14 protein-coding genes and 1 pseudogene are annotated in these 12,516 nt (G+C 51.5%); 4 read left to right on the top strand and 11 right to left on the bottom strand.

The annotated features are described in order from the left end of the window. Window positions 1-159: 159 nt before the first annotated feature. From MKQ70_RS17880 to MKQ70_RS17870, 3 genes are all read right to left on the bottom strand, one after another. Window positions 160-675 carry a cellulase family glycosylhydrolase gene (locus MKQ70_RS17880; protein WP_248073047.1) on the bottom strand — a complete coding sequence of 172 codons (516 nt, stop codon included), beginning with the start codon at window positions 673-675 and terminating at the stop codon, window positions 160-162. 29 nt (window positions 676-704) lie between these two features. Then, window positions 705-1,973, bottom strand: coding sequence for an alpha/beta hydrolase (locus MKQ70_RS17875; protein ID WP_248073046.1), 1,269 nt, complete (start codon window positions 1,971-1,973; stop codon window positions 705-707). A 74-nt stretch (window positions 1,974-2,047) separates the two neighbouring features. After that, a complete protein-coding gene (locus tag MKQ70_RS17870) occupies window positions 2,048-2,236 on the bottom strand; it encodes a hypothetical protein (RefSeq protein WP_248073044.1) in 189 nt (62 codons plus the stop codon). A 111-nt stretch (window positions 2,237-2,347) separates the two neighbouring features. Here MKQ70_RS17870 and MKQ70_RS38760 point away from each other — a divergent pair, with 111 nt between their 5' ends. From MKQ70_RS38760 to moaCB, 4 genes and pseudogenes are all read left to right on the top strand, one after another. Further along, window positions 2,348-2,470, top strand: coding sequence for a hypothetical protein (locus tag MKQ70_RS38760; protein WP_282456583.1), 123 nt, complete (start codon window positions 2,348-2,350; stop codon window positions 2,468-2,470). A gap of 105 nt (window positions 2,471-2,575) precedes the next feature. Further along, window positions 2,576-2,803: a MoaD/ThiS family protein gene (locus tag MKQ70_RS17865; RefSeq protein ID WP_248073042.1), complete on the top strand. Its 228-nt coding sequence runs from the start codon at window positions 2,576-2,578 to the stop codon at window positions 2,801-2,803. Between the two features lie 18 nt (window positions 2,804-2,821). Continuing rightward, window positions 2,822-3,238, top strand: a complete 417-nt coding sequence (locus MKQ70_RS17860) for a molybdenum cofactor biosynthesis protein MoaE (RefSeq protein WP_248073040.1) — start codon at window positions 2,822-2,824, stop codon at window positions 3,236-3,238. 4 nt (window positions 3,239-3,242) lie between these two features. Next, window positions 3,243-4,159: pseudogene (gene moaCB, locus MKQ70_RS17855) on the top strand (bifunctional molybdenum cofactor biosynthesis protein MoaC/MoaB). Between the two features lie 392 nt (window positions 4,160-4,551). Here the strand turns inward: moaCB and MKQ70_RS17845 are convergent. The 8 genes from MKQ70_RS17845 to MKQ70_RS17810 form a co-directional block, all read right to left on the bottom strand. Further along, window positions 4,552-4,830: a hypothetical protein gene (locus MKQ70_RS17845; RefSeq protein ID WP_248073031.1), complete on the bottom strand. Its 279-nt coding sequence runs from the start codon at window positions 4,828-4,830 to the stop codon at window positions 4,552-4,554. A gap of 88 nt (window positions 4,831-4,918) precedes the next feature. After that, window positions 4,919-6,595, bottom strand: coding sequence for a DUF5689 domain-containing protein (locus MKQ70_RS17840; RefSeq protein WP_248073029.1), 1,677 nt, complete (start codon window positions 6,593-6,595; stop codon window positions 4,919-4,921). A gap of 8 nt (window positions 6,596-6,603) precedes the next feature. Continuing rightward, entirely contained in the window at window positions 6,604-7,305 is a 702-nt protein-coding gene (locus MKQ70_RS17835) for an endonuclease/exonuclease/phosphatase family protein (protein WP_248073027.1), read from the bottom strand. Between the two features lie 145 nt (window positions 7,306-7,450). Continuing rightward, window positions 7,451-8,017, bottom strand: a complete 567-nt coding sequence (locus tag MKQ70_RS41315; RefSeq protein ID WP_248073025.1) for a RagB/SusD family nutrient uptake outer membrane protein — start codon at window positions 8,015-8,017, stop codon at window positions 7,451-7,453. A gap of 41 nt (window positions 8,018-8,058) precedes the next feature. After that, the gene (locus tag MKQ70_RS17825; RefSeq protein WP_248073023.1) at window positions 8,059-8,631 is read right to left on the bottom strand and encodes a RagB/SusD family nutrient uptake outer membrane protein; all 573 of its coding nucleotides are present in this window, start codon (window positions 8,629-8,631) and stop codon (window positions 8,059-8,061) included. Then, window positions 8,562-8,951 (bottom strand): hypothetical protein, encoded by a 390-nt coding sequence (locus MKQ70_RS17820; RefSeq protein WP_248073021.1) that lies wholly within the window; start codon window positions 8,949-8,951, stop codon window positions 8,562-8,564. The genes MKQ70_RS17825 and MKQ70_RS17820 overlap by 70 nt, the downstream gene beginning before the upstream one ends. Window positions 8,952-8,956: 5 nt before the next feature. Next, window positions 8,957-11,329 carry a SusC/RagA family TonB-linked outer membrane protein gene (locus MKQ70_RS17815; protein ID WP_248073019.1) on the bottom strand — a complete coding sequence of 791 codons (2,373 nt, stop codon included), beginning with the start codon at window positions 11,327-11,329 and terminating at the stop codon, window positions 8,957-8,959. Further along, window positions 11,326-12,390: a SusC/RagA family TonB-linked outer membrane protein gene (locus MKQ70_RS17810; protein WP_248073017.1), complete on the bottom strand. Its 1,065-nt coding sequence runs from the start codon at window positions 12,388-12,390 to the stop codon at window positions 11,326-11,328. The genes MKQ70_RS17815 and MKQ70_RS17810 overlap by 4 nt, the downstream gene beginning before the upstream one ends. Window positions 12,391-12,516: the final 126 nt, after the last annotated feature.

Here is a 12,516-nt window from a genome sequence, read left to right as displayed (position 1 = left end):
CAAATTCAATTTATAAAAGCCCCGGTGCATACCGGGGCTTTTCTTATTAGTATATCCCGTCAAGGGAACAAACAGTTTGCCCGGTAAGCGAAAAGCCGGATGCTGTACGCATCCGGCTTTTGTGTCGGCCGCCCACATGGGACTTTTGGCGCGAATATCTTATTTAAACAACGATAATACCCGCATCGATGTATTTTTAATGCTGAATGGGTGCGTTTCCGCCACTTCTTTTCCCCAGCCATACAAACTGTCAAAAGCATCTGTCTTCGTCATATCCATGGCCGCGCAATCACCATTACCAGGCCCCCAGCTCCGTGCAAGCCAGCCGATGCCTTTCTGCTGGCAATATTCCATGATAAAGTGATAGGGAATACAGCACATGCACTTCACTTCCATCGGTGCAAACTCGCCGATCAGCAGCATGAAATTCTTCTGGATAGATTTATCAATTGTACTGCTGATACGGCCTGTCGTAATACCCGAATCCCATATATGCCAGGAGAAGATCAGGTTCTTGTCCGGGTCGGCCTGCAGCAATGCTTCCGCACCATTGAGTAAAAGGGTTTCGTTCCGGCCCCAGCCCGCTGCATCAATCACCAGCGGTAAACCGATGCCCGCTTTGCGTAATTGTTTAATGACCGCAGCATACCTGGTGTTAAACTGCTCCTGCGTCACATGCTGATCACCCGCTTCGTTCGCGATGTTCAGCAGCAGATAGCGTTGGTATTTTTAATGACCGCCAGCACATCTTTCCGCACCCAGTAATCTGCGCATGCCTGTAGTTTGTTCCAGTCGCCGGTCGCATCGTGTAATTCAATAATGGGGATCAGTTTGTTCTTTACGGCGGCGCCGATCAATGTATCGAGCTGCGGGCCGCCCCCACCGGCAGATGTCCATACAATACGTACGGTATTGGCGCCGGTCTTCGCAATCTCCGGGAATGATTTTTCCCCGGTTTTGTCTGACCATACATTCATTTTGTTCACGCCGCGTAATACGATTTTTTCACCGCCGGGTGTATATAAAAAGCGTCCTTTTACATATAGGTGCTGGCGTATCACCGGTGGCGATAACCATCCGTTGCTTTTCATCCAGCTGGCGCAACGCTCAAACCAGCGTTCTTCCCTGCCTTTGATCTGTAAACCGAAACCATGTCCGCCCTGCTGATATAAATGCAATTCTGCCGGTACTTTATGCGCCCGGGCCGCCTCGTAAAACATGATGCTATTCTCCGGGTTCACCCCGTCATCGTCGGTAGCATGCACAAGAAAAGTGGGAGGCGTGGCCGCGGTCACCTGTTCATCATTTGAAAAGTAGGAGAGGGACGTAGCACCCGCGTTTTTTCCCAGCAGGTTCTGCGCCGATCCCTGGTGGGCATTACGCGTGAAACTGATCACGGGATAAATGAGCATCATGTAATCAGGGCGCAGACTGATATTTTCGGGGTTGCTGATAAAGGTGCTATCGAAGTGGGTGCCCGCGGTAGCCGCAAGGTGTCCGCCGGCGGAAAAGCCCGGGATACCTACACGCTGCGGATCTATATTCCATTTCTGGAAATTCTTCCGTACAATACGGATCGCCTGCTGCGCATCCTGTAACGGCGCTATCGATGGTGTTTCCTGTTTCGTTGCGTCAGGAATGCGATACTTCAATACAAAAGCCGTTACACCAATGGCATTAAATGCTTTGGCCACATCAGCGCCTTCGTGCCCGGCTGCTAAAATCGAGTAGCCGCCACCGGGACAAATGATCACCGCCGCGCCGTTGGCTTTGGACCGGGACGGTTTATAGACCGTTAAAGTGGGTTCGGATACTTTGGCAATGCGCAGGATGCCGCCGGTAGTAGCCCGCGTTTCCTCGTTTTTGCCGGGGAGGTTGCCAGGTATGGCGCCCTCGTACAACGGGGATTCGGTTTGCGCGTGCAGGGCCCGGCCCGCCAGCAACAATGAAAACAACAATAGAAAATGTTTCATCGGTAAAGCGTTTGTAGCTGAAAAATAAGTCCCGGCCGTGGATGTTAGCAGGATGAAATGAAGATAACAAAAACTTAGCTTAAACGGTAGCAGGAATAAGGGTGAGTATGCTCTTCTTCACCGGTCACGGTTTTGGCCGCACGATCGATGTGTTTTATGCTGCGTCCTTTCAATAGTTCGATGCGCATGTCACGTTCCCGGAGCTCCGTCATCTTCACGATCTGCTCCCAGCTTTGCGTGCCGCTGATATAGTCTGGCAACATCACGCGATTATAGAAAGGGAGTTTTCTTCAATCAGTTTTTATGATTTATGGTATATATTCTATTGTTTATTTTATATGAATGATGACTGACGTTACATTAAAACACAGTTTATGATCGATGTAAGCACCGCGCCCGACATTCTGCAGGCTAATGCCACCGCCACTGCCATCGGTGGTTTTGCCGTTGGGAAAGCCCGCCGGTTTAGCGCTCGCACGAGGAGTCTTACAAGTTGAATTCTTTCGCCATGGCCAACTACCTGGGAACACTGAATGCCGGCGGCGGACGGTTTAAAGCCGGCGACGAAGTGCCGGTCCGGTTTATTTTGTAGATTTATGCCTATGGAGATTTTGGTTTTTGGCAAACTGCAGGAGATTACCGGTTCGTCGCAGCTGCAATGGAACGAGGTAACTGATATGTATACACTCCGTAAACAGTTGGAGGAAAAGTATCCGCTATTAGCGGATGTATCCTATCGTGTAGCGGTGAATAAGGTACTGGCAAATGATCAGACAGTATTCGCAGCGGGAGCAGAGGTTGCTTTGTTGCCGCCGTTTTCGGGAGGTTGATGAAATAAAACAGCAACAATGAAGAACATATTTATACAAGGCGCGATCCCGGCTACGTTAGTTACCGACCAGATCCAACGCCACAGCCATATGCAGCAGATAGGTGCACACAGTATTTTCCTGGGACAGGTGCGGCGCGACGAAGGTGTAACCGCGATTGAATACACTGCTTACGAAGCAATGGCCCTTGAACAGATGCACCAGATCCGCGAGGACATCATTACTAATTATGGCCTTTCCTGCATGCATGTGTATCACAGCCCGGGTGTCGTAAAAACCGGTGAACTCTGCCTGTTCGTATTTACTTCCGCTCCCCGCAGAAAGGCCGCTATAGCGGCTTGTGAAGAGGCGGTAGAACAAATTAAAGCGAAGCTGCCTATCTGGGGCAAAGAGTTGATGGAAGACGACGCCTCGCAATGGAAACAAAATACTTAAGCGCATGATCAATATTACGCATAAACAAACCAGCCTGCGCAAAGCCATAGCACGAGCCACGCTCCGGGTATCAAAAGAGGAAACGGTAACCGCCATCAGGGAACGTAAAGTACCTAAGGGGGATGTGTTGGAATTTTCCCGTGCAGCAGGTTTGCTGGCTATCAAAAAAACAAGTGATGTTATTCCCGACTGTCATCCTCTGCCGGTAGAATACGCCGGTATTCAATACGAGATCAATGGCCTGGATGTAGTAATATCGGTGGAGGTGCATACGATCTACCGCACCGGTGTAGAAGTGGAAGCCATGCACGGCGCAGCTATCACGGCGCTGACGATGTACGACATGTTAAAGCCGATCGATAAAGGGGTATCGGTTCACCAGATTCAACTGGTAGAAAAGAAAGGAGGCAAATCAGATTTTAAAGAGAAGGATGCGGAGCTGCTGTGCGGTGTTGTCGTTTGTTCAGACAGCGTAAGCGCCGGCAAAAAGCACGATATGGCCGGTAAGGCGATAGTGGCAATATTGGAACAGCATGGGCTGTCGGCGGCGCAATATGATATTATCCCGGACGATGTGGAACAGGTACAGCAGAAGGCCCGCGAATGGCAGGCCGCCGGGTATCGGCTCGCCATTTTCTGCGGGGGACCGGTTTGTCGCCCCGCGATACCACACCGGAGGCCATCGGTCCATTGCTGGACCGTCCGATCCCCGGCATCATGGAAGCCGCGCGGAGTTATGGCCAGGAGCGTACGCCGTATGCCATGCTGTCACGCGGTGTAGCAGGTTTTATGGGCGATATGCTCGTCCTTACCCTGCCCGGTTCTACCAAAGGCGCGGAAGAAAGCATGCACGCGCTATTTCCGCAAGTATTACACCTGTTTAAAGTAGTGAAAGGCACACAACACGACCCGGCACCATGAAAGGGGTAGTGCTCTGCGGCGGCGCTAGTAGTTGACAATCCAACGCTCAACATAGGCGGCCCGCTCAAGGGCATCCTCACCGCAGATCTGGTGCTGGCTTGCGATTTCCGTGATATGCAGGCGGACGTACCAGCCCATCTCCATAAAGAAAGCAACAACCGCACTACCGTTTACGAGAACGAACCACTTTGCGGTATTTACACCGCGGCCGATCTCGCAAAGCTGGCTACAGCCACGTTAATCAAACACAGTATGAAGCATGCGCTGAGCCTCCTGTCCGTACACCGCTTACCCGTCCGACGTCCGGCGCCCCACTTTCCACAACTACAACCAAATGTAAAGGGCCGCTACCGAAGTAACAGCCCCTTTTTGTTCAGACGTGACGTGTATGCTTATTTGTTATACCGGATGGACAAATGTCCCAGCCTGCAGGCAGTAGTAGCGCCCAAAGTACCGCCGGTAGCCGCGGTGGAAGTGCCCACCGTTCTGTTGGCCACACGGATGCGGATATACAATTTCTCAAGATTGGATGCACCGGCAGGGAAGGCGATATTCACTGCTTTATAGCCGGCCACCTGCGTTAACAGGGTGCTCGTCCAGTTCGCCACATCTTCAAATGTAAAGGTGCCGGCAGTTTGCCGGTAGTTGTACCGGTGTTGGTGCTGGCCCATTCTACGACAAAGTTGCGCGGGCCGCCGATATCTGTATTGCCATCGAGTTGCAAAGAAACCGGTGTGGTGATACCCGCTGTTGAAACTTCTATAAGCCAGTATTCGCCGCGGTTGGCAGTCGTGTTCCACCAGTTTTTGCGCCCCAGCCACCATTGCTTACGGAGCCTTTGTTGGTCGTTGCTTCCTGCAACAGGCCGTTGTAGTCGTTAGTCGTATAAATGCCATTCGCGGTGAAGTCCATGGCAGCTTTCGCGCTGTGACTGATGTTGCCTGCACCTACGTCCGGTGTCATGGGATTGGCGGCAGGTGTAGGTGTGGCAGCGAATTCGGTTTTAAACCGGCTCCATTCTACCAGCGTATTGGAAAAGCTGTTGTTGCGGTCTTCCGCCAGGGCAATATCTGAACGTTGCAGGTGGCGAATCGCATAGCGGCCGATGTTGCCGCCGAAGCGGTCCATGGTTTCGTAAACAATAATACCGCTGATGTTACCGGAGCCCTGCGGCACCCGCTGCCCGTCGCGGCGGTACGCCACATCGAGGTTGGTGAGCAGGTACATGCTGTTGCCCTTAATGTCGCGGATGCTGGTGGGATAGCAATCCATACGTGCAGTATATCCCTCGTTGATGTTGGTAAACGCGCCATCCGGCACAGATATTTCCACATCCTTCAGTTTAACATAGGTGTACAGGTCGTTGTCAGTCAGGTCGGCGATGTATTTCTCTTTCGGTATGAGCGGCGTGTTGCCGGCTTCTTTAGCCATGATCTGTTTGGCTTCGATACCTGTTACGATCACACGGTCCGGGTTAGCTAAATGGTCAAGTGTAGCACCTTTCAGCCATATTTTTACCCGGTCGTTAAAGTTAAATATATTATCACCGGCGGTTTTCGTTTTGAAGTAAATACCACTGTTGCCATCTGCGCTCTGTACATATACCGCGATGGCGTTTTCTGTTTTATCCAGCACATGTTTATTGGCCGCGGTGTTCAGGTTTTTCGCAATGTTAGGATGACCTTTATCGCTCACCACGATTCCTTCCACATAAATATTTTCGGTGATAGCGCCGGTAGCAAGTAATTGCTTTACATACGCAAAGTCCTTCAGCAGGGCACCGCTGTAATCCATGCCCGGGTGCTGGCGAACGATGATCGAATCGGTAGTTGTGGTACCCAGCGCATCGAGGTAGCTCAGTTTCATGATGGCGCTGCGGGCTTCGGCGCTGCGGTTGGTGTCTGCTTTAAAGTACAGGTAGCCGTCTTTGATGCTCAGGTCAGAAAGCCAGTTCTGTTGACCTTCTGTGAGGAAACGGTAACTCACTTTCATGAGTTCCATCGGTACATTGGTATTGATCACCGTTTTAAGGCTGCCGCCGTTGGCGATGCTGATCGCGGTAGTGTCCGTGATCGCCAGTGCTGGTACCAGGCCACGCTGCTGCAGGCTGACAGAATCGGTTTTGCCATTGGCTTTCACGTACAACATCACAGCGCGCGGGAGGTTGCCGGTGTTATTGTCCAGTTGCACGATTACCTGGCCTTTTCCGCTGCCACGATCATTGGTAAGTCTTGCCCAGCTCACTTTTTCTGCAGGCTCCATTCGCCAGTCGCCTTCTGCGTAAACAATGATGCGTGTAGTGTCGGCATCGGCGGCTACGCGAACGATGCGCGAATCCACGGCCAGGTCGGTGCTGAAGTGACGGTCCTCCAGTTTTCTGCATCCGGCGAAAAGCACGAGCAGTAAAGCGTGTATAAAGAGAAGTTGCTTTTTCATGAAAACGTTTATTGTTTCAGTTCCATGATCACCGGGCGGTGATCAGAATACTTTTTGGTGAAATCATCATAAATAAACTGGCAGCTGATCAGCTTTTTCTCCGTGTCTTTGCTGATGTAGATATAGTCGATGCGGCTGTCGGAGGCGATCACACTTTTCTTCGTCTGTACGATCTGCAGATCGTCATACCTTCTGCCTGCATCCACGAAACCGGCATCCAGCATGGTTTGTTGCGTCTGGTAGTCGATTTGCTGTCCGTCAACGAGGTTTTCGATCTTTGGATTACGTTGTGCCGCTGCCTGCTGGCGTGCCACCTGTACGTCTGGTTTAATGCGGCTTTTATCCAAAGGCGACAGTGAGTTAAAATCACCCATGATCACCCAGTTCTTTTTATCAGGTTGAAGGGAGATATTTTTAACCACCTGCGCAATTTCCGCTCTTCTCTTTTTATACAAGTGTGGATTGAGATGCAGCACTACGATGTTATAATTTTCCACTTTCGCCATGATAAAGCCATGGGTCATGTTTTCATTGATTTTCCGGATATCCGCGATGGGGTATTTCGACGTGAGGCCGGTCGGATAACCGTTTTCTTTAACGATTACCGCGTATGGGTGGCCCCAGGTGGCAGCCAGTTCCTCCAGCGATTTCTGGGTGAAGCCATTACATTCTTCCAGCGCCAGTACATCCGGATTATGGGCTTGATCCATCGCACAAACACCTGTTTGCCCGCGGTGGTATCGGTTTTCATCCCTTCAAGGATGTTGTAACTGAGGATCACGAAAGGTTTTTGCGCCTGTGCGGAGACGGCCATTACGAGCATCGCCATCAGGCTAAAGAAATATTTCATAAGGTTTATTTATAAGTTGGATTATCTAAAATGCCGCCCGAACGCAATACTTCTTTGTCCGGGATCGGGTAGTATTCGTGGTAGGGGCGCAGGTTGGTGCGAATGATCTCGTACTCGGTGGCAGACGTTTCGCTCAGCGCCCGGAAGAAAATGCCCCAGCGCACCAGGTCCCATTTACGGCCGTATTCTCCCATCAGTTCGCGTGCGCGTTCCTGTTTTACTTCTTCAAAAAAGGCCGCTTTGCCGGGATAGGCATCCAGTTTAAACGCTTCGTTGGCACGGGTCTTCACCTCGTTCAGGCAACGCATGGCCAGGTCGGCATTGTCGGTGGCATTTGCAGATTCCGCGAGCATGAGCAACGCATCCGCGTAACGAAATACTTTCTGGTTGTTGCCATCTGCGATGTTATCCATACCGGGGCACCAGAACTTAGGCCCCATCCACGCTTTGCCGGTACCGTTGTTCGCCATCGGCCGCTTGAAGTAAGCGCCGTTATAAGTGTATGCGAGGATGATCTCCCGGCGGGGATCGGTTACATCATACAAGCTCATGAAATATTCCGTAGGCACCACAGACGTGTAGGGATTCGCTTTCGTACCCAGCTCCGGGATGTTTACGCCATCGTAGGTGCTCGTGCCGGAGGCCTTGGTGGGCGTGAAGAAACAGGCAACGTTCGTTGTCTTTTTAATCCCGCGGCAGACCAGATATACTGTACTTCAAAAATGGATTCGCCGGTGTTTTTGTTCCGGAAGTAGGTGTCCGTCAGCGAATACTGCGTCAGCTGCCCGTATATTTTCCGGATTTCCTCCATCGCATTGGTACAGGTGGTATAATCTTTTTCCCAGAGCGCCATTTTGCCAATAAGCATGTAGGCAATAGGAGCGGAGATGCGGTTCTGCGGCACATCGGCGGTACGCGCCTGCGGCAGGTGCGGCACATACTCCTGTAATTCCGCGATCAGCTTTTTACGCGTTTCGCCGGCCGGCATACGACCCAGCTTCGCGATCTTCTCGAGCGCGCCGAGACTGCCCACATTCTCCGTATAAAAAGGTACGTCGCCGAATGAGCAGGTGAGCACATAGTAGTACATTGCTCTCAGTACGATGGCTTCGCCCATCAGTGCCGGTTTACGGTCGTCACTGATCGTGGCTTTGGAAATACCTTCCAGGGCGGCGTTGCAGTACATGATGCCCGGTAACAGGCCGTCCAGATGTCGTCACCCATACCCGGGTTAGCGGGTGAGATCTCGAACTTGGCGTCCAGCTGGGCGCTGTTCAGCCATGCAAGATCCGTTACCCCTTCCAGCGGAACGATGAGGTTATGGTTAAATACATTGTTTAGCGGTGCGTAACAGCCGTTTAGCGCGGCAATGCACTGGTTCTCGGATTTGTAAAAGCCATCCGGGCTCACAAAGCTCTCCGCGTTTTCTTCCAGCAGTTTGCTGCAACCGCCCATCGCCAGCGAGGTGGCACATAATATCGTGAGTAAATATCTTCTTCCTTTCATGTTGATTAAAATTTCAGTTCTGCGCTAAAAGTGACAGTGCGGGCGGAGGGATAGGCTCCATTGTCCATACGGCGGATCGTAGAGCCATCGCTTTCGGTAGATACTTCCGGATCGTAACCATTGTAGTATTTCCACAGTACCAGGTTATTACCGCTGAAGGTCAGCGTAAGCGACTGCAGTTTGTTATGCGTGATCTTCGCCAGGTCTACCGGGTAACCAATGCTTACATTCTTCAAACGAAGGAACGACGCGTCGTGCACAAAGCGGTTGTTCGGAATGTCATCTTTGGAATCGGCGCGCGGGTAGTCAGAGTCCGGGTTGCGCACAGGATGCCGGGCGTTTACCATGTACCGGAACTGGTTGCTCAGGTAAGTGCCTGTACCCATAAACACCTCTACAGGGTTGTAAATTTTACCGCCAAGGGAATAATTGAAATAGAAAGAGAAGTTCAGTTTTTTGTAAGTAAAGTTGTTTTGTAAACCGCCATACACATAGGGGTCAGCGTTGCCCAGGTACACGAGGTCTTCGTTGTCGAGCACACCATCATGGTTCTGGTCAATGTAACGCTGGCGACCGGGTGAGTAATAACTCACGGCAGAAGAGGCATATTTTTTATCTGTTTTATCCTGGTTAATCTCTTCCTGGCTTTTCCATACACCTGCATACTCCATACCCCACAGGGCGTTCAGCGGACGGCCTTTCACATACCCGTACATCATGTATTGCGCGCCCCAGTTGTTGTTGTACACCGCGATGCGGTCAAGTCCGCCGATGTCTTCCACCATCTGTTTGTTGTGCGCGGCCGTGAGTGTGGTGCTCCAGGTAAAATCTTTCCTGCGGATGTTATCGTGTGTAACGGTCAGTTCAATGCCTTTGTTAGAAGTTTTTCCGATGTTCGCCAGTCTTGAGTTATATCCCGTTTGTGTAGGCAGTTGTACGGTCAGTAACAGGTCGCTGGTCGTGCTCTGGTACATGTCCAGCGTTACTTCAAGCCGGCGGTTAAAGAAGGCCATATCCAGTCCTGCGTTGTAAGAAGTTGTTTTCTCCCAGGTCAGGCCTTCGTTCGCAATGCGCGAAGGGTAGTAGGCTACCGGCTGCACGCCGTCGAATAAGTAACCGGTAGCGCTGGAAGTCAGCCTGGCAAGTGATTGGTAACGTGAAATGGCATCATTACCCGAAACACCTGCACTGGCGCGTAACGACAGCTCATTCACTTTTGTAGCAGTGCGCATGAAGTCTTCACGGGCAATGTTCCATTTCGCCGCGGCAGATGGGAAGAAAGCCCATTTGTTGCTCGCCGCGAAGTTAGATGCACCGTCCATGCGGCCGGTCATTGTCAGGTAGTACTTGCTGCGGTAGTTGTAGTTGACCCTTGCCAGCTGCGATAGCCGTACCTGGTTCTCGAGATAGGAACCCAACCCGATCGTTTCCTTGGATGGCACGGCGCCGAGGTCATTGGTTTCATTATCATCCACGAAATACCCGCTGGCGCTTACGTTCATGTTAGTGAACTTTTTACGTTGAAACGTGAAGCCGTAAACGGCATCCACATTATGTTTCTTCGCCCATGACTTTTTATAGGAAATGGTGTTTTCATTCAGCAGGTTGTCCACCGCGTAACTTCTTTTGTACGCATACGCGCCGGTGTTGGCATTGGCGCGGGTAGGCATGGTCGACGGTGTAAACTGGTCTTCCATGCGGCTGTAGTCGGAGTAGGAAATGGTGGATTTTACCAGGAAATCTTTAAACAGGCGCGCCTCGATGTAAGCCATAGTGCTCAGGCTTTTCTCAAGGTGGTCGTTCTTTTTCAACTCCACGTTCGCTATCGGCGAATCGAACAGTGTGCCGCTGTACCACTGGGTATTAAAATCATTCAGACTGCCATCCGGTTTGTAAGCCGCCATAGTAGGGGCCAGGAAGATGGTGGAACGGTACCACAGCGTGTTGGTGCCCACGTCCGCCAGGTTTATTTTTCGCGCGATCTGTGAATAGTTGAACCTTACCCCTGCTTTTACATACTGGTTGATGGTACGGTCGAGGTTCAGGCGCATCTGGTAGCGTTTTAAGCCGCTGTTTTCGATGATGCCCTGGTTGTTGTTGAAGTTGGTCGAAAAGTAATACTGCGTGGTTTTATCGCCGCCGGAAGCCGATAACGTGAGGTTCTGGTACGGCGCCCTACGCGTGATCTCTTTCGTCCAGTTCGTGCCTTCGCCCAGCGACAGCGGGTCGGGGAACGGGTAATCTTCAAGCGGTTTAGTTTGATTCGCTGTGCTGGAAAAATAGTAGCGGTCGTTTTGCAGTTGTGCAAACTCCGTAGCGTTCATCAGGTCGAGGTAACGTGGCAGTACGGAGTAGCCGAAATCGGTACGCAGGCTCACGTTTGTTTTGCCCAGTTTGTCGCCCCCGATTTGGTAGTGATGATGATCACACCATTGCTGCCGCGCGAACCGTAGATGGCGGTAGACGAAGCGTCTTTCAGCACATCGATAGAGGCGATGTCGGAGGGGTTCAGTTCGTTCAGGTTGGTAATGGCGTCCATTAATCCGTCTACAATAAACAGCGGCTCGTTACTCGCGGAAATGGAGCGGGTGCCGCGGATACGGATGGAGGTGCCGGCGCCGGGTTCACCGGTGGTGGATACCACTTCCGCGCCGGCGATGCGGCCCTGCAACATCTGGTCAACACGCGTTACGGGGATGTCTTTCAGGTCGGCGGGTTTCACACTGGATACCGCGCCCGTGAGGTCAATTTTATTCACCGCGCCGTAACCGATCACCACCACCTCGTTAATGCCTTTCTGGCTCTGCGCCAGTTGTACATCCAACGGGAGCCTGGCGCCTTTTAGGGGGATTAATTTCTTATCATACCCCATAAAAGAAAATACCAGTGTTTCGGTTGCCCCCGCTTTGATGGTGAATTCCCCTTTCGCATTGGTCTGCACGCCGCGGGTAGTACCTGCAACGGATACCGTTGTTCCCGGAAGGGGCGTACCCGTTTGATCAGTTACACGGCCTGTTACCGGCGGATCTTCCCTGTAAACCACCGGCGCAGGTGCATCTTCGGGTGTTGCTTTTTCTTTAATGGTGATGGTTTTCACACTGATCTCAAAATCGATGGGCTGTCCGTCCATGATCGTGTGCAGGAAATCCACCAAAGGCATGTTTTTAGCGGAAACCGTTACGGGTTTGGTTTTCTGTAGCAATGCCATGTTGTAGAAAACCACGTAACCGGTTTGCTTTTCGAGCTGGGAGAAAATCTCTTTAAAAGCAAGATTTTTCCCTGAAATGCTCACTGTTTGCGCAGCCGCCTGTACCTGCAGGAAGCAGGCGGTCAGCAGGACCAATGTCAGTTTCATTATCCTCAGTTTGTGTTTGATAGACTCATGTGGCAGGCGCTTCCTGATGGCCTGCCAGGTATTGGAATAGTTGTTGCCCGGCATAGACGTGAATGGTTTTTAGTTTGCTCCTGTGGTTGTTTTAATGCCGCTACCGGCGCCGGTGCTGGACAATAAAACCCCGATCCGCGTAATGAATGCGGTGCAGTTGCTGCTGTAAAGCTGTTTAAA

Source organism: Chitinophaga sedimenti (assembly GCF_023156195.1).
Classification (GTDB): Bacteria; Bacteroidota; Bacteroidia; order Chitinophagales; family Chitinophagaceae; genus Chitinophaga; species Chitinophaga sedimenti.
Note: the sequence above shows the minus strand (reverse complement) of the source record. Positions and strands in the feature narration are given on the sequence as shown.